A 17,088-nucleotide genomic window follows, 5' to 3' on the forward strand; every position below is an offset into this window, starting at 1 on the left:
GATAATGCTCTGCCACAGGCGAACGTGCGGCTCATATCGCACATCCGCCGGCCAGCGGCGGCCGCGGGTCTCTGGCGCTTGGACCTGCAACTGCCCCGTGAGGCATCTCGGCTTTGTTCTGGTCACCTAGGAAGCGCCTGATATCCTCATAGCGCACGCGAACGTCGTCCATGGTTTGATAGTAGCCAAGGAGTTCGCGAAGTGGAGACGACATGTCCTTGTGGGCAGCGAGCGCTGCCACCAAGGCACCAAGGGACAGTCTACCTTCAATCACCAAATATCCCCCGATGGTATAAAAGAAGAATGGAGTGAGATGTGCGATGAAGTTGTTTAAACTCTTAATGAAAAACTTGCGCCGATAGATTTCGAGCCGGATCGCTTGGATGCGTTTTAGCGAGCGTGCAACCGTTAGCACAGGACGAGGGCGACTCTCCTGGTGATGAGGAGAGGCTTCGGCCACCGCGGCACCGAAAGAGCGTAGTTCCCGTGAGCGATCACGCGCCAAGGCGCTGACCCGGCGTTGCAGACGCGGAACCAGGGCGATCTGTAGCGGGACCAGCGTGAGCGCGGCGGCGCCCAACACCGGATCCTGAACAACCATGAAGATCAGGATGGTTGCGAAGGTGCCTCCCTCCAGAACAGGCGTCAGAAAGGTGTCGCCGGAGAACCCAGCGATCGGCTCGACCTCCTGTACCAACAACGGGATGATCTGGGCATGGTCACATGGCCTCCTGCCACGCGACCAACTGCGGAACACCGCGAAGCGCATGCGGCGCATCATTCCTTCGGCAAGCTGTCCTTTGAGAAGATTGATAACGTATTTCACCACACCGCTCGCCAGAACAGCAGCAAGGTAAACGGCACACAAGACGATAAGCAACTCATATTGATTCAGCGCGTATCCAGAAACCAGAACAGTTTCGGCCTCAGAACTGAGTGCTTTGTTGATGATTTGTTTGGGGAGGTCAAGCACCGCATAGAGAAGCGGTAATGACAGCAGGGCTGCCGCAAGAAGTACCACTTGCGTCCGACGTGTATACTTGAGGATGTACAGGAACATGTTGGGCGGAAAGGGCGAGGTCACGTCCAGCGGCATCTCCCGATGCCAGCCGGACAGCCGACGCCGGGCGATACCCACCACCCAGGTCAATAGCAGGCCAAGGAAAGCGAGTGGCGCTACTACGAGGATGACATGGATCAGAACGTGTATCCACCAATAGGGGCTGGGGAATACCGTGTGAAGAATCCAGTCGCTCAACTGGTGGACTTTATCCTGCATGAAGATGCTATTCATGTCATTCCCGGAGCTTTTCTGCTCCGCTTAGGGACGCCAGAGCCGATGAACGGTGCGTTCTTTCGCACTGGCATCCGTTGATCATCGTGGTGAGGTGAACGGAGGGCTGTGTCGTTCACCCCATCACTTTGTGGGGTATTCATCAGTCAGCCGGAGCACAAGCGCGGGTCAGTGCATGTTTGCGCCCATCACCGGCCTATCTGCGGGCTACACCACCCGATTTGGAACCGGCAGGTCTGTGCCCGATGAGAGAGGGCAGCCATGCCGGAGTGGCGGCAGCATAGGCTTCGTACCTGGCGCCGAAGGCATCTCGTGCCTCCCGTTCCTCAGCATGCGCCAGCCGCACATACATGAGGATGAGCAGCGGAAACATGGCTAGCGTCAGAATGGTCGGCCACTGCAGCAGAAAACCGAACAGGATCGCCATAAAGGCCACATATTGTGGGTGGCGGACGTAAGCATATGGGCCAGTGGATGCAAGACCGTGTTGCTGCTGAGCGGCGTGAAGTACCTTCCAGGCTGCCGAAAGCAGGATGAAACCCACCAGGATAAACAGATTGCTGAGGATATGCAGCACGTTAAAGTGCGGGTTGCCCTGGAATCCGAAGATGGTCGACCAAAGATGGCCGGCATCATGCGACATCAGATCCACTCCCGGATAGCGGGTCTGCAGCCATCCCGAAAGCAGGTAGATGGTCAACGGAATGCCGTACATCTCGGTGAACAGCGCCACGATGAAAGCACTGAATGCACCGAACGAGCGCCAGTCGCGGCGCGACTGAGGCTTTCCGAAGCTGAAGGCAAAGATGATGAAGATGGCCGAGTTGAGGATGACAAGCGGCCACAACCCGTAAGCCGAAGCATCATGTGTCATGGGGTGTCCCCCTTGTTCGGCGTGCCGGGCTCATCCGGCCCGCCACTGTGGCTGCTGCCGTGGCCGCCATGCATGAAAAGGTGCATCAGCGGGCAGAGGAGCAGTATCAGGAACGGAAGCACGTCAAGGACGTGGGTGACATGGTAGAGGGACAGGTACAAAGCTGCAGCTGCACCGGTTCCAAGACCAGCCAGACCGATCCAAGTCCTGTACCAGGGAAGACGCGCCTGGTGTTCAGAATCATGCTGGGAATGATCATGCATCATCGCCTCCTCGCTCAATAAGGGGCTGGCGAAAAGTTGGTTGGCCGTGGCCTTCCGCTCGTCAGAAACACGGTTAAAAATGGCCTGCCAACGGTCTCAAGGGATCGCAAGTCTTCGAGACGCGCCGTCAGTGTCTTCTGCTGGCTGCTTAGCAGGTCCGGCCACACTAACGAGAGGTCAGGCTGAGACGTCGGCATCCTCTGCCGAAGCGGGCCTTTGAGCGGATGCGGACGGACTCGTGATGTCGGAACTTCAGAGCGGAGGGCGAAGGGCGGGGTCGCTGCCGATCCCGTCAGGTGTCGCTAGGGAGGGTATGGGGCGCGAGACGACTAAGAGCGGAGCAAGTGGCTCGAAGGAAGCCGGGAGCAGACCACCATGCATCGTCACACATTGCACGGAGCTGCAGCAGGCGCCTCCGGTGAGGTCCATGTCACCACAAAGTGCGTGCCCGTCCTCCACGATCACAGAAATCAACGCAGCAGTTGTCTGTTCAGACGTTTGCGCTAGCGTGCCCATGGCCGGGGAGAACGATGGGGCGTTCGCCTGGATCGGAGCGGCATAGGCGAGCAGTGTGGCCAGCACCAGCAGGCTCACGACCACCCTCCCAATTGCTACCCTTGTCCGCTGCCACATGGCGGATCACCTCGTCGTTCCGGCTGCGCCGCCCAATGCTGAACCCACCGATCCAGCGGTTCCAGCCACTCTGCGAACCGCAGCCTGTCCGATGCTCAGCCAATACTAATGCATCCTGTACCAAGCGCATTGATCCCGGTCAATTGCCCGAGAGCCACAGGCCACCCATGTGCACTCCGACGGTTGCTGACCGGAGCCTTCGTGACGCGTGCGACACCTCCAGCATCGCCTCGGCTTTACTCCTTCCGAGGAGATGCGCGCCACACATAAGAGCGGAGATCCGCCGCGGAGAATGGAGTTCCACTCAGTTTGTGAACGCCGGCCCTGGCAAGTTCGACCGCGATCACTTGCCAGCGGATGCCGCATCGTCGTGCTTTGGTGACCTCGTCCAGCAAGGGCGCCAGCAGACGTACATTCGTTGCGCCGGCCGGACGGAGACCGCCGCGTGCATGTGGCAGTTGCGCCAATGCATAGCGGAAGTGCCGGGCAAGAGAAACAAGGTCCATTCCCGTTTCGGTTAGTGCTTGACCTGCGCTGCGTTCACGCAGGTCTGGAGCGGTGTCGAGGCCTATTCTGCCGGTCACAAGCACGTCCTCGCTGTGAGCCTCGCTGCTAATGGTTGGCATAGATGCCGCTCCCGTTCGGCCCAAAGGTCACGACCTGATAGGGTTGGCCGGGTTGGTCCATGCCTGGTGCGCTTGCGGGCATTCCTGGAACGGCCAGTCCTTTGTTCCCGGACGGTCCCGCCTGTAGCCGTCGGACGTCCTCGGCCGGGACGTGCCCTTCAATGACATAGCCATCGAGCACAGCGGTGTGGCAGGACCACAGCGATTCCGGAACCCCGTGGGCGATCTTGACCGATCGGACGTCCTCGGTGTCGTGGACGAGTACGGAAAAACCTGCTGCCCGCATGTGCTCGATCCATTTGCCACAGCAATCGCAACTGGATGACTTCCAGACTGTGAGTTCCGCGGCAGAGGCGTGATCGTCATCGAATAGCGGCAGGCCTGCCGTCAGATGGAAGCCCACCAGGGCGACGGCGAGCAGCCCGCCCCAGCGTGCGGCCTTCATCCGTTGCAACACCACTCCTCGGGCATAAGGTGACGCGGTCGTCGGCTTCCTCTTCCGCCGTCTCATTGTCATGACCGTCCTCATACATCATCGTGCCGTCCCGTCGGCACAGCATCGGACCGAAACCGTGTCGACGGGAGGGGGCTTGGGGATGAGCCTATTTCCTCGGGGTAAGTGTCTCGATCCGGTACATGCCGGCAGCATCCTTTCCGACGGTGAACGCGACCTCCGCGCCCGGCCTCAAGGCCTTGAGGTCAACGCTCGGCGCGACGGCAAAGTCCATGGTCATTGCCGGCCATCCCAGGGCCGCGATTGGGCCGTGCGAGAGATTCACCACACGCTTTGCCGGATCAACGGCGTTAACCTTGCCGGTCGTGCCAGCTGCTTGCGGCTGGGCAGTCTGGGTGGCGTGACCGCTATGATCCATTTGTGCCCAAGAGATTGCCGGAGAGACCGAGGCGGCCGCCACGAGCAAGGCAGTACGAGCAATCTTACGCGACATGGGCAAGCTCCTTTTTGGATTGGGGGTTGGGGACTTCTGCCGCTGGCAATGGCGTGCCGCCTGCGGGGCGCCCCACTTCGCGAGCCTTGACCAGAGCGTAGATGGCTGGGATCACAAGAAGCGTCAGCACCGTCGAGGAGATCATGCCGCCGATCATCGGCACGGCGATGCGCTGCATCACCTCCGACCCGGTGCCATGGCTCCACATGATCGGCAGCAGGCCTGCCATAATGGCGACGACCGTCATCATCTTCGGGCGCACGCGTTCGACCGCACCTTCCATGATGGCCTCGTAGAGATCAGCTTTGGTCATCGCCAGCCCCTCGGCTGCTCGACGGCGCTTCATATCCTGCAGCGCATGGTCGAGGTAGATGAGCATGATTACCCCGGTCTCGGCAGCCACACCGGCAAGCGCGATGAAGCCGACCGCCACCGCCACTGACAGGTTGAAGCCGAGCAGGGACATGTACCAGACGCCGCCGACCAGTGCGAAAGGCAGCGACAGCATGACGATGAGCGTCTCGGTGATGCGCCGGAAGTTCAGGTACATCAGTAGGAAGATGATGGCGATCGTCACCGGAATGACGATCTTCAGCTTCTCCACCGCCCGCTCCATGTACTCGAACTGGCCGCTCCAGGTGACGTAATAGCCGGCCGGCATCTGGACCTGCTCGGCCACCGCCTTGCGGGCGTCGGCGACGTAGCCGCCGATGTCGCGATCACGGATATCAACGTAGATGTAAGCGGACAGCAAGGCGTTCTCCGTGCGCACGGTGGCCGGCCCCTTGGTCAGCCGGACCGAGGCAAGCTGGCCCAGCGGAATTGCCCCACCGGCCTCCGGGTGCAGCAGAATGCGGCTGGCAATGGCGTCGGGGTTGCTGCGCAGCTCGCGCGGGTAGCGGACGTTCACGGAGAAACGCTCCCGGCCTTCGACGGTCGTCGTCACCATCTCGCCGCCGAGTGCCGTCAGGATGGTGTCCTGCAGGTCACCGACGGTCAGGCCGTAGCGGGCCAGTTGCTCGCGGTTCGGGTCGATCTCCAGGTAGAAGCCGCCGACGATGCGTTCGGCGTAGGCACTGGTGGTGCCGGGGACCTGCTTGACCACCGCCTCGATCTCGCGGGCCAGCCGCTCCATCTCCTCCAGATCCTTGCCGAACACCTTGATGCCGATCGGTGTGCGGATGCCGGTGGAGAGCATGTCGATGCGGGCGCGTAGCGGCATCGTCCAGGCGTTCGAGATGCCGGGCATCTGGACTGCCTTGTCCATTTCGGCCACAAGCTTGTCATAGGTCATCCCCTGTCGCCATTCGGCCTGTGGCTTCAGGTTGATGACCGTCTCGAACATCTCGGTGGGCGCCGGATCGGTGGCGGTGGCCGCACGGCCGGCCTTGCCGTAGACCGACTCCACCTCGGGGAAGCTCTTGAGGATGCGGTCCTGGGTCTGAAGCAGTTCGGCTGCCTTGGTGATCGAGAGGCCGGGCAGTGTGCTCGGCATGTAGAGGATCGTACCCTCGTTGATCGTCGGCATGAACTCGCTGCCGAGTTTGGAGGCCGGAACCACAGACCAACCCAACAGCCCCAGCGCGATCAGAATGGTTGGGATCTTGGCGTGCAGCACCAGCCGGATCATCGGCCGGTAAAGCCAAATGAGAGCGCGGTTCACCGGGTTCTTGCGCTCGGGAATGATGCGGCCGCGAACGAAGAGCATCATCAGCACCGGCACCAGCGTGATCGACAGGAACGCGGCACCCGCCATGGCGAAGGTCTTGGTGAAGGCCAACGGCTTGAACAGCCGCCCCTCCTGCGCCTCCAGCGTGAACACCGGCAGGAAGGAGACGGTGATCACCAGCAGGCTGAAGAACAGCGCCGGTCCGACCTCCACCGCCGCGTCGATCAGCACCTTGGCCCGGTTGGCGTCTGGCGGCGCATGCTCCAGCCGCTTGTGGGCGTTCTCGATCATCACGATGGAGGCATCGACCATGGCGCCGACGGCGATGGCGATGCCGCCCAGGCTCATGATGTTCGAGGTCATGCCCATGGCGTCCATCACCATGATGGCGATCAGCACGCCGACCGGCAGGGTGACGATAGCGACCAGCGCGCTGCGGACATGCAACAGGAAGACGATGCAGACGAGCGCGACGATGACGCTCTCCTCGATCAGCGTGCCCTTGAGGTTCTCCACCGCCCGCAGGATCAGCTCGGAGCGGTCATAGACGCTCTCGATGCTGACGCCTTCCGGAAGGCCGGCCTTCAGCTCGGCCAGCTTGTCCTTGACGCTCTGGATGACGCTCAGGGCGTTCTGGCCGTAGCGCTGGAGCGCGACGCCGCTGACCACCTCGCCTTCACCGTTCAGTTCGGTGAGGCCGCGACGCTCGTCCGGTCCAATCTCGACCCGTGCCACGTCGCGCAGCAGGATCGGCGTACCGCGGTCGACCTTGAGAACGATCTCCTCGATGTCCTTGATGCCGCGCAGGTAGCCCCGCCCGCGCACCACGTACTCGGTTTCCGCCATCTCGACGACGCGGCCGCCGACGTCTTGATTGGAAGTCCGGATGGCCTGGGCGATCTTGGCCAACGGCACGCCATAGGCTTGCAGCTTCTGGGGGTCGACGACCACTTGGTACTGCTGGACGAAGCCGCCGACGCTGGCGACCTCGGCCACGCCCTCGGCCTTGGTCAGCTGGTAGCGCAGGTACCAGTCCTGCAGCGTGCGCAGCTCGGCCAGCGTGCGGTCCTTGGCGAGCACAACGTACTGGTAGACCCAACCGACGCCGGTGGCGTCCGGCCCCAGCGTCGGGGTGACGCCGTTGGGCAGTCGCTTGGCGGCGAAGTTCAGATACTCCAGGACGCGCGAGCGCGCCCAGTAGATGTCTGTACCGTCCTCGAAGATGACGTAGACGAAGGAGGCGCCGAAGAACGAGAAGCCACGCACCACCTTCGACTTGGGCACGCTGAGCATGGCGGTGGTGAGCGGATAGGTGACCTGGTCCTCAACCACCTGCGGCGCTTGGCCGGGGTAATCGGTGTAGAGGATGACTTGAACGTCGGAGAGATCCGGCAGCGCATCCAAGGGAATGCGAGACACCGAATAGAGGCCGGCAGCGATCAGAAACAGTGTGCTGAGCAGGACCAGCGCGACGTTGCGCGCGGACCAATGGATGATAGCGGCGATCATGGGGGTACCCTCCGCCAGCCTAATGCTGCTGATGCTGGCCGCCGCTGCCGCCGAAGGCGCTCAGGGCCGCACGCAGGTTGCTCTCGGAGTCGATTAGGAAGTTGGCGCGCACCACCACGCGTTCACCCTCCTCCAGCCCGGCGAGGATCTGGACGTAACCGTCGGCACGGGCGCCGGCCTTGACGTCGCGCGGCTCGTAGCGGCCTTCGCCGATCTCGACCAGGACTGCTTGCCGTTTGCCGGTGTCGAGCAGTGCGGAGTCCGGTACGGCCAGCCCGGCCATGGCGCCGAGGTCGGCGTTCAAGTGCACGGTGGCGTAGAGGTTCGGCTTGAGCAGGCCGTCTGCGTTGGGCAGTTCGACACGCACCTTGCCGGTGCGGCTCTCCGCCGTCAGGGTCGGGTAGACGAAGCTGACCTTGCCAGTGAAGGTCTTGCCCGGCAGCGAGTTGACGGTGACGTCGACGTCCTGGCCCGGCTTGACGTAACCGAGGTCCTGCTCGAACACGTCGGCGACCAGCCAGACGTGCGTCAGGTCGGCGATACGGTAGAGCGCTTCGCCAGGCATGAAGCGCATGCCGCGCACGGCCGACTTCTCCAGCACCACGCCGCCAGCGGCCGCGCGGTAGGTCAGAGTCCGTGACGCCTTGCCGGTCTTGCGCAGCCGGTCGATCTCCTCCTCGGGGACATCAAGGTTGCGCAGGCGCTGGAGCGAAGCTTCGGCGAGCTGGGCACCGCCCTGCCGGGCGACGAGGTATTCCTGCTGGGCCAGGACCAGCTCGGGACTGTAGACCTCCATCAGCGGCTGGCCCTTGCGGACGGTGTCGCCGGTGGTATCGACCAGCAGTCTCTCGATCCAGGCCTCAAACTTCGGCGCGACGACGAAGAGGCGGCGTTCGTCAACCTGCACGGTGCCGACCGCCCGAACCTGGCGGGAGATCGCCCGCCGCATCGCGGCATCGGTGCGTACGCCAAGCTTCTGGACCTTGTCAGAGCTGATGGTAACAGTCCCCGAAGCGCTGTCCTCGCCCTCATAAACGGGCACGTAGTCCATGCCCATCGGGTCCTTCTTCGGAACCGCGGAGGTGTCCGGAAGGCCCATCGGGTTGCGGTAATACAGAATCTTGCGCGGACCGGCCGGGTTCTGCGCCGGCGCGGCTACCGATACCGGAGCAGCTTCCCCCTCGTAGACCGGCACATACTCCATCCCCATGCTGTCCCTCTTCGGCACTGGGGAGGTGTCGGGCAGGCCCATGGGGTTGCGGTAATACAGGACCTTGCCCGCTCCGGCGGGCTGTGCCGCGGCAGGAGCGCCGTGGCCGGCATGGCTGGCTCCAGCGGAGGACTGTGCGAAAGCTGGCATTCCGGCGACAATGGTGCCGGCCATCAGGACGGCGAGTAGGGCTGGGGAGCGGTTCACAATTCACCTCCGATCAGGCGCTCGATCTCGGCGAGCCGGACCTGCTCCTCGAATGTCACATTCACGAATTCGACCAGCGCGCGGCGCAGCGTCTGCTCGGCCTGCAGGAGGTTGGCGAACTCCTCGCGCGACAACTCGTAGCCGCGGGAGGCTGCCTCCAGCGCGATGCGCGCCTGCGGTAGCGTGATCTCCCGCACGATGCGCTTGCGTTCCCTGAGGGCTGCCAGCATGGCGTATGCCTCATGCACGTCGGTTGCGACATCGAGGCGGATTTGCTCCAGCTTCGCCCGCGCCGCGCCGGCCATTGACGCGGCCTCGCGCTGCTCGGCTTGCCGACGATCGCCATAGAGCGGAATATTGAACTCGACCATCGCCTGGTAGCCGTCGAAGCGGCCGTCGCGCCGCATCGCGCCAAGGCCCAGCTCGACGTCAGGATAGCCGTTCTTCTCAGCGAGGCGGCGGGTCCCTTCGGCCGAATCGATCTGGGCCAATTGGGCACGGACCGCCGGGAAGTCGGCGCGTGCGCGATCCACCAGCGCGTCGGCTGACAGGGTTTCCAGCGGCGGCACCAGCCGGGGCAGAGGCTTCGCCGGCAAGGGTGTTTCGGGCGAGCGGGCCAGCAGGCCGTTGATCCGCACCTGGGCGCGATGGCGGTCGGCATCCATGCGCGCGAGCTCGGCGGTCAGCGCGCCGGCTTCGGCGTTGGCGCCGGTGATGTCCTGCTGCTTGCCAGGGCCCTGAGCGTAGCGGGCGCGCGCCAGGTCGGACAAGCGCCGGACGGTTCCAAGCAGCTTGCGTGTCTCGTCGGCCGCCAGATGGGCCGCGTGGTACTCGGCGTAGGCAACCTTGACGCGGTAGGCGATCTGATTGGCGACCTCGGCCTGGGCGGCGGCTGCCTTGCGGCTGTCGGCGGATGCGATTTCGCGCTTCAGGTCGCGCTTGCCCCACAACGGGAACATCTGGCGGACCTGATACAGCTCCTGCCCGGCGCGGTAGCGCGGCAGGTAGCCGGACCCGCTGCGTGGCAGTTCAAGCTCGACCTTGAATTTGGGGTCATCCAGCGCCCCGGCCGATGTGATACGCGCTGTCGCGGCATCGGTCTCGAGGGCGGTCGCCGCCGCTTCTGGGTTCATGCGGCGAGCGGTTTCGATGAGCTGGGTGATTGTCCTGTCATGCTCGGCGGCCGAAGCCGCCGCGCCTGTCAGCAGCAGGACGAGCGCCGTGGCGGCCACGGTGAGCGGCCGCCCTGGATAACGTCGATTGATCATGGCTATGCCTTGCCCTTGCCCCTCTGCGCGTAGCGCTGGAGGCAGACGGGCTCCTTCAAATCACGTGAGGACGATAGCAGCTGCCGGCCGGCAAGCGGCGCCGCAGAGCGGATTGCAACCGTCAAACGGACTTGGGAGGGGGCGGCTCCGGTGCAATGAGACGAGCGGCGGGAGCGTGAGCCCGGCTCGGATGCCACACCACACAGTCGACGGATCTGGTGTGCAACACCTCGGAGCGCATCGGCAGTGCCAGCCCCGGGCAGCAGGGTGTCGCCATGGGCATGCCACGCGGCTCCGCTCTATCAGGGCAGTCGCCACAGGGGCGTTGGGATTCGTTGACTGCGGCCCCCTGGTCTGTGCTGACCGGAGTCGCGTCATGGTGGTCGGCCATGACGGCATGCGCCACCGCACCGCCCGCCACACCGATCAGCAGGGCGAGGGTCAGCGTCAATGCCGTCAACAAGTTGCGGACCACCCGCATCTGGATCTCCATGTTGCGCGGGGTAAAAGGAATTTACCCCATGAGCCTCACGCATTGCACCAGAGTTGGCCAGGGTCGGCGTTGATCTTGATCAACGTCCTCATCCGAATTCGCAAGGGGTTGGCGTTTTGCTTTCCGCACCGGGGAGGCGACACGGATGGGTCGCGTTGAGCAGGGGCTCCTCCGGACATTCCCCGCCTGTCCCGGTTAGATCACCCTGGGCAGCGAGACCTCTGCCCGTAAGCCTGAGTTTGGCAGGTTGATGAGAGTAATTTCACCGCCATGGGCTTTGATGACAGAACGAGCGACGGTCAATCCCAATCCAAAGCCTCCGGTCGCACGGTTGCGCGAGGCTTCGATTCGGTAGAACGGGCCAAAGACTCTCTCAAATTCACCTTCAGGGATGCCTGGTCCCTCGTCTTCTATCCAAATAACCACACGATCTTGGTGCGCCCTCAGCGATACCATGGCCTGACCACCATATTTTACCGCATTGTCGATCAGATTGATCAAAGCGCGCTTCAGCGCAACCGGCCGCCCCTGGAACGTCACATCGGCGGGGCCGTCGTAGCTTACTGGACGTCCGGTGTCCGACAGATCGTTGCAGATCGTTTCAAGCAACGCACCGATGTGCAACACCTTGGCCTCTTCACGCCCCCTGTCATCGCGGAGGAAAGAAAGGGTTGCCGATACCATCTCCTCCATCTCATCCAGCTGAGCCAAAATCCGATCACGTTCCTCTCCCTCCTCAAGGAATTCGGCGCGTAGGCGGATCGTCGTGATCGGCGTGCGCAGGTCGTGAGAAACAGCCGCCAGCATCTGCGTTCGGTCGGTCAGCAGGCTACGAATGCGCTCCTGCATTTCATTGAACGCTTGTGCGGCCTCCCGCACCTCCTCAGGGCCTCGAACCGGCAGCGGCGGTGCGCTGACGTCCACTCCGAGACGCCGGGCCGCCCTGGTCAGTGCCTTGAACTCGGCGGTGCAGACGCGCACCAGGAACACCGACACAGCAAAGATCGCCAGAGCCATGAGGGCGGTCGGCACCAGCAGATGGGAGTCGGCTATGGCTGCAGACCCGAGGGTCGTTACCCGTGCATTGATCCAACTTTCGTCGGGGAGCTGCACTGAGACCTGCATCACATGGTCTGCCCCGTCGTTCTTCGCGCCATAAGCTACGCGCAACCCCTCTTCGTCGAGGTCGGGAACCAACTGCTGCAGCCGGCGTGTCAGCAGGTCCAGCCTCTCATCAGGAGAGCGATCCTGCTGTACCAGTGGAATGGCGCTCCAATGAACGTCAAGGCCCCGCCCGGAGTGAAGATGGGCCGTCTTCTCCCGATCGTCCGGCGGAACCAGAATCACGGTTCGCTTAACCGCAGCGATGCGTTCGGCAGCGATCCGTTCGTCAGCCAAGTCGGCTTGGTCGGACAGCCGTGTCTGGTACCACCACATACTCACCAAGTGCGACAGCGTGAGTGCCACCAGAAGAATGGCGACAGCCCGGCCTGTGATGGTATCCGGCAACATCCGGCGGAATATCGGCCCAAGAGCGCTCATGATCGCTGAACCTCGACGGTGAGGACGTAGCCGGCTCCCCTGACGGTTTTAATCAGAGGATGGGCCGAGACGTCATCCCCCAGCTTGCGCCGCAGGCGACTTACTTGGACGTCGACGCTGCGGTCGTAGGCATGAAGCCGGTTTCGGGCAAGTTCGAGCAGCTTGTCACGGCCAAGAACCTGATTTGGGCGCTCTGCAAAGGTCAATAGCAGGTCATATTCGGCACCGGTGAGGGCGACGATGGCGCCCTCCGGGGACAGCAACTCGCGTCGCGTCAGGTTCAAGGTCCAACCAGCAAAATGTATGGCCTTCGGTGCGGAGACAACATCCACACCCGGTGAGGATGTCCGTCGAAGAACCGCCTTGATCCGCGCAAGCAGCTCGCGGGGATTGAATGGCTTGAGAACATAATCGTCGGCGCCGATTTCCAATCCGGAAATCCTATCGGCGTCATCACTCATGGCTGTGAGCATGATGATTGGCAGGTCACGGTGAACCGAGCCTGGGGCACGAAGCTCACGGCAGAGGGTAAGTCCGTCATCGCCAGGTAGCATCAGGTCGAGAATTATGAGGTCGACGCGGGTACAGCCGATCGTGCGCCGCATCTCCATACCGTCGGCGCACGCCGTCGCCTGGAGCCCGTGACGGAGGAAAAAGCGACTAAGGAGGTCACGGATTTCCTGGTGATCATCGACGATCAGGATATGAGGCGTGGAATTCATAGCAAATCGCGGTCCGGAAGCAGTGGCGGTACAATCTCCCTGGCGCTGACAGATGGCCGACCGGTACGCAGTCTGGCAATCCGGCTTTGCCCGAACCACGTGTGTTGTCCTTGTGTTCAGACAGGGCGACTGGTGGTGCTCGGCCATGGTAACAGATTGTTTTGAGCAATTTCACGTACGGATGACAAGATGCTGAAGCTGGCGCCAGCCCGAAGGAACCGCAGCGACGGCTTTCCGTCGCCGTTGAGAGCAACCACACGTCACTAGTCCAGGTATCGGCACAACCACCATCTCGGGCAGAGATCTTCCTGACGAACGACGATTTGCCGAGACGTCCGATAGTGCCGGTAGAATGGTGGTCCATCCCTGCATGTTTTACAACGGAAGCCCCGGCAGGGCTTGGCTGCCTGGACTTCCGCCGGAAACGGATGACAGCAACAACTTGGCATGCATAACGAGCCCCGGAAGGCAGCGCCGCGCAATGTGCACAGCGCCTGGATAAGCTTCAGGGCGTCTCAGGAGAAAATGTACCAGGATCCTGCATCGCTGACGCCATTTACGAACCCGGGTGCCTCACCAAACATGAAGTCGCTTTGCCGGAGGTCCCCTGCGGCCACCCCGAGGAGAAGGACCGAGCCGTCAGGCCCTGGAGAGTTGTCGACGCTCCAACTAACCAGAGTACCGTCCTCTCGTTCAGCCACGCTCACCTGGTTGGGCATGATGTCTTGGAATGCGATGTGATCGAAAGCCCCCTGCGCGGCGCCGCCAGCCTCAAAATCGGCCACGACATCATTGCCGCTGTCGGCCATCACCATGAACGCGTCAGCTCCGGGGCCACCTACCAGATAGTCGTCGCCCATGCCGCCGTTTAGCATACCGTGACCTGCCCCCTCATCCAGGTAGTCTTTGCCGCTCCCACCAATCAGCTCGTCCATTTCGTTGCCACCGAACAGCGTATCGTTCCCCACACCTCCGTCGAGGCGGTCCATGCCCGAACCACCATCCAGCCGGTCGTTTCCGGCATCTCCGTTCAGGTCGTCATCACCGCCATACCCGATGTACCGATCGTCGCCGTTCCGGCCAAAGATATGATCTGAGGTCTCGCCACCACCGCGATCATCGTCCGTCGGGCGCCCGGCGATCAGCCGGTACGTGGTATCGCCATGGAAATCAAAGGACACGCTGCCGTCCTTCAGAGCTTTATCCGCGGCTCGATCGAACTCACCACCGATCCACGCCCCCTTTCCAGCTTCAGGAAAGGCAGTTGTCACGATGCGCTCGTCGCCAGGGCCATCCGGCCTCCTGGCACCAGGTGGCAAGTCGGGCGCGTCAGCGAACATGAAGTCGTCCTGCGCCAGCTGAGAACGCTGAACGCCCTCCAGCAGAACAGAACCGCCTTCCCAGCGGACAAGGACGCCGCCATCGACGCCCTCGATGGTCAGATCGTCCCATCGCAGATCACGAAGAGCAAGATGATCGAACATTCCGGGGCCGGCGGTGAAATCGCGGATTACATCGTCACCGCTGGTTCGGTCCATGGTGAAAGCGTCGGGGCCGGCACCGCCAATAAGAGTGTCATTGCCCATCCCCCCTGTGACCATGCTGTGTCCTGGCCCTTCGTCAAGAAGGTCGTTTCCGTCTCCCCCGATCAGATTGTCGGCTCCAGCGCCGCCATACAAGCTATCGTCTCCGTGACCGCCGTCCAAGGCATCTGATCCCATACCGCCAAAGAGGACATCATCCCCACGGTCGGCATGCAGGACGTCGTCGCCGGCGCCACCAAGCAATCGGTCGGAGCCCGCCAAGCCCCACAAATAGTCACGATGCTCATCGCCTCTGATCGTGGTCGGTCCGTCCTCTCCGATTGCAATGCGGTACTCGACATCTTGGTCACCGGAAGCAAAGTCGAATGTCAAGCCGCCGCGTTGGAGGTATTTCGCGGCAAGCTCACTGTTTGCAGCAGCGCTGCCATGGCCTTTAGGCGTCCACTCGTCGGGCACGTCGACCTCCTGCGTCTGTGTGTGAACCTGCAAAACATGCGCAGTCTCACTTGATCCCGACGGCGGGAGGACTTGTTACTCTTTGTAACAAAGGAGATGCCCTGTTTCACAATCGGCTTCATGTCAAAAGGAAAATATCTTCTGCTATACAGATGAAGTGCATGCGGCTAACGATATAACAGAAAGGCGGGCTTCGCTTGCTTGAGGCACAAACATAACTGCAGGAGTCGGCAATGCTGCGCAAAAAACCTAATACGTTTGCACGAGTAATCGGCCATGCTTGCTGGCCGATTTGGCATTGCAGGACTTGGAACCTCCCTGACTGTTACAGCGGTAGCCAGGCAACAGCGTCATCCCCTGCTTCGGCAACACATCTGGACAGCTTTGCCGCCGATGTGCCTTTTTCACGCCAGATGGAGCTGCGCGGCGTGTCATTCGGTCGTGGTTCGCTGTAACACTTCGCAACGTGAGTCCGCTTGCTGCCCCCAATCCATGTGACATATGATCGCAGAAATCGGCCTTGGGCTCTACTGTTGGTGGAAGGGAAACGTGGACACCTGCCTCACACGCCTCATAGCGATTGTGCTGGCCAGTCTCCTCCTGATGTGGGGGGCTATCGCCACCCCAGCCGCCGCCAAACAGGCACTGCCCAAGGCTGAATGGACCAGTACCGCCGACGATTGGACGTCTGGTTGCGATGACGCAGCGCTCAACATGGCTCACGGCGACCATCACAACCAGTCCGGACAACCTGGCGGAGACGATGCCGATGATACGGCGCATTCTCAGCGAGGGTGCTGCCTGACGGCCTGCGGAGCCACGGCTATAGAGCCCGTGGCCCCGTTGATGGTCCCGATGGGAGTGACGTCCCTTCGCACATCGACTGTCCTGAACGACCTCCTCCGGGATCGTTCCGTATCTCCCCGGCTACGCCCTCCAAGGTGCCCGGTCTGACTGCGGACCAGCGTCGCTTGCGCGCAAGCGCTCCGGTATGGACCGCATCGCAGCCGGCGACCGAGCCCCGGGCTTGGAGTTGGCGACCACCTCTTCGTTGCTGTCGTCCGGCGCACGCCTAACCGATCGAGCGCTTGCTCCTTCGACATCCACACACTCTGACGCTCGCGCGTGAACTCGGGATTCCCCGAGCAGACCCGTTGTCTTCCCCCGTCTCACTTGTGTCCAGTTTGACCGGCCGCGGCCGCAACCTCGATCACAACTCTCTTCGCCGCTTTGCGAGCGAAAACATAAGGAACTTATAATGCGTCTGCACACCCGTACCCTGAACACCGCCGCCGCCCTGCTGACCGGCGCCACCTTCCTGTCGCTCATTGGCACGGCGTTCGCCGGGGCTGGTGAGCCGGGACATGGCCACACCACCGCGGCAATTGGCGAGCCCGCCAAAGCCTCGGCGGCCAAGCGTACCATTCAGGTCGAGTTGGGCGACAATTACTACAAGCCTGAATCGGTCCAGGTGAAGGCGGGAGAGACGGTCCGCTTTGTCCTCAAGAACAAAGGAGAGTTCTTGCACGAGTTCAACATCGGTACCGCCGACATGCACGCTGCCCATCAGAAGGAAATGGCCATGATGATGGAGCATGGGATGCTGACCGCGACGGGCATCAACAAGAACATGAGCGGCATGGACCACTCCAAGATGGGCATGGCCGAGATGAAGCACGACGATCCCAACAGCGCGCTGGTCGGCCCTGGAGAGACCAAGGAACTGACCTGGAAGTTCACCAAGGACACCGCACTGGAATTCGCCTGCAACATGCCGGGGCATTATGAGTCCGGTATGGTCGGCAAGATCGCTTTCACGCGCTGAGGACGG

12 protein-coding genes are annotated in these 17,088 nt (G+C 62.2%); 1 reads left to right on the forward strand and 11 read right to left on the reverse strand.

The genetic code is table 11. The features are described 5' to 3' along the window. Positions 1–31: 31 nt before the first annotated feature. From FZ983_RS23940 to FZ983_RS23990, 11 genes are all read right to left on the reverse strand, one after another. Positions 32–1,294 (reverse strand): ABC transporter ATP-binding protein, encoded by a 1,263-nt coding sequence (locus FZ983_RS23940; protein WP_149226127.1) that lies wholly within the window; start codon positions 1,292–1,294, stop codon positions 32–34. 196 nt (positions 1,295–1,490) lie between these two features. Then, positions 1,491–2,168, reverse strand: coding sequence for an isoprenylcysteine carboxylmethyltransferase family protein (locus FZ983_RS23945; protein WP_149226129.1), 678 nt, complete (start codon positions 2,166–2,168; stop codon positions 1,491–1,493). After that, the gene (locus tag FZ983_RS23950) at positions 2,165–2,431 is read right to left on the reverse strand and encodes a DUF2933 domain-containing protein (protein WP_149226131.1); all 267 of its coding nucleotides are present in this window, start codon (positions 2,429–2,431) and stop codon (positions 2,165–2,167) included. Before FZ983_RS23950 ends, FZ983_RS23945 begins: the two co-directional genes overlap by 4 nt. A 1,245-nt stretch (positions 2,432–3,676) precedes the next feature. Then, positions 3,677–4,135, reverse strand: coding sequence for a DUF411 domain-containing protein (locus FZ983_RS23955; RefSeq protein ID WP_188092485.1), 459 nt, complete (start codon positions 4,133–4,135; stop codon positions 3,677–3,679). Positions 4,136–4,292: 157 nt separating this feature from the next. After that, positions 4,293–4,637 carry a copper-binding protein gene (locus FZ983_RS23960; RefSeq protein ID WP_149226135.1) on the reverse strand — a complete coding sequence of 115 codons (345 nt, stop codon included), beginning with the start codon at positions 4,635–4,637 and terminating at the stop codon, positions 4,293–4,295. Next, entirely contained in the window at positions 4,627–7,815 is a 3,189-nt protein-coding gene (locus FZ983_RS23965) for an efflux RND transporter permease subunit (protein WP_149226137.1), read from the reverse strand. The genes FZ983_RS23960 and FZ983_RS23965 overlap by 11 nt, the downstream gene beginning before the upstream one ends. 19 nt (positions 7,816–7,834) lie before the next feature. After that, on the reverse strand, positions 7,835–9,232 hold the full coding sequence (locus tag FZ983_RS23970) for an efflux RND transporter periplasmic adaptor subunit (protein WP_247883950.1): 1,398 nt from the start codon (positions 9,230–9,232) through the stop codon (positions 7,835–7,837). Beyond that, positions 9,229–10,500 (reverse strand): TolC family protein, encoded by a 1,272-nt coding sequence (locus FZ983_RS23975; RefSeq protein WP_149226139.1) that lies wholly within the window; start codon positions 10,498–10,500, stop codon positions 9,229–9,231. The genes FZ983_RS23970 and FZ983_RS23975 overlap by 4 nt, the downstream gene beginning before the upstream one ends. Positions 10,501–11,188: 688 nt before the next feature. Beyond that, on the reverse strand, positions 11,189–12,535 hold the full coding sequence (locus FZ983_RS23980; RefSeq protein ID WP_149226141.1) for an ATP-binding protein: 1,347 nt from the start codon (positions 12,533–12,535) through the stop codon (positions 11,189–11,191). After that, a complete protein-coding gene (locus FZ983_RS23985; RefSeq protein ID WP_149226143.1) occupies positions 12,532–13,257 on the reverse strand; it encodes a response regulator in 726 nt (241 codons plus the stop codon). Before FZ983_RS23985 ends, FZ983_RS23980 begins: the two co-directional genes overlap by 4 nt. A gap of 515 nt (positions 13,258–13,772) precedes the next feature. Continuing rightward, on the reverse strand, positions 13,773–15,257 hold the full coding sequence (locus FZ983_RS23990) for a calcium-binding protein (RefSeq protein ID WP_149226145.1): 1,485 nt from the start codon (positions 15,255–15,257) through the stop codon (positions 13,773–13,775). 1,258 nt (positions 15,258–16,515) lie between these two features. On the opposite strand from FZ983_RS23990, the gene FZ983_RS23995 reads away from it, so the two are divergent. Continuing rightward, positions 16,516–17,082, forward strand: coding sequence for a plastocyanin/azurin family copper-binding protein (locus tag FZ983_RS23995; RefSeq protein ID WP_149226147.1), 567 nt, complete (start codon positions 16,516–16,518; stop codon positions 17,080–17,082). The last annotated feature ends 6 nt before the right edge of the window (positions 17,083–17,088 follow it).

The sequence above is a fragment of the Azospirillum sp. B21 genome (assembly GCF_008364825.1).
Taxonomy (GTDB): domain Bacteria; phylum Pseudomonadota; class Alphaproteobacteria; order Azospirillales; family Azospirillaceae; genus Azospirillum.

Excerpts from the sequence above, each read along its gene's own strand:
- FZ983_RS23955 (WP_188092485.1), bottom strand. The coding sequence starts at position 4,135 with ATGAAGGCCGCACGCTGGGGCGGGCTGCTCGCCGTCGCCCTGGTGGGC.
- FZ983_RS23975 (WP_149226139.1), bottom strand. The coding sequence starts at position 10,500 with ATGATCAATCGACGTTATCCAGGGCGGCCGCTCACCGTGGCCGCCACG.
- FZ983_RS23945 (WP_149226129.1), bottom strand. The coding sequence starts at position 2,168 with ATGACACATGATGCTTCGGCTTACGGGTTGTGGCCGCTTGTCATCCTC.
- FZ983_RS23965 (WP_149226137.1), bottom strand. The coding sequence starts at position 7,815 with ATGATCGCCGCTATCATCCATTGGTCCGCGCGCAACGTCGCGCTGGTC.
- FZ983_RS23950 (WP_149226131.1), bottom strand. The coding sequence starts at position 2,431 with ATGCATGATCATTCCCAGCATGATTCTGAACACCAGGCGCGTCTTCCC.
- FZ983_RS23960 (WP_149226135.1), bottom strand. The coding sequence starts at position 4,637 with ATGTCGCGTAAGATTGCTCGTACTGCCTTGCTCGTGGCGGCCGCCTCG.
- FZ983_RS23995 (WP_149226147.1), top strand. The coding sequence starts at position 16,516 with ATGCGTCTGCACACCCGTACCCTGAACACCGCCGCCGCCCTGCTGACC.
- FZ983_RS23985 (WP_149226143.1), bottom strand. The coding sequence starts at position 13,257 with ATGAATTCCACGCCTCATATCCTGATCGTCGATGATCACCAGGAAATC.
- FZ983_RS23940 (WP_149226127.1), bottom strand. The coding sequence starts at position 1,294 with ATGAATAGCATCTTCATGCAGGATAAAGTCCACCAGTTGAGCGACTGG.
- FZ983_RS23980 (WP_149226141.1), bottom strand. The coding sequence starts at position 12,535 with ATGAGCGCTCTTGGGCCGATATTCCGCCGGATGTTGCCGGATACCATC.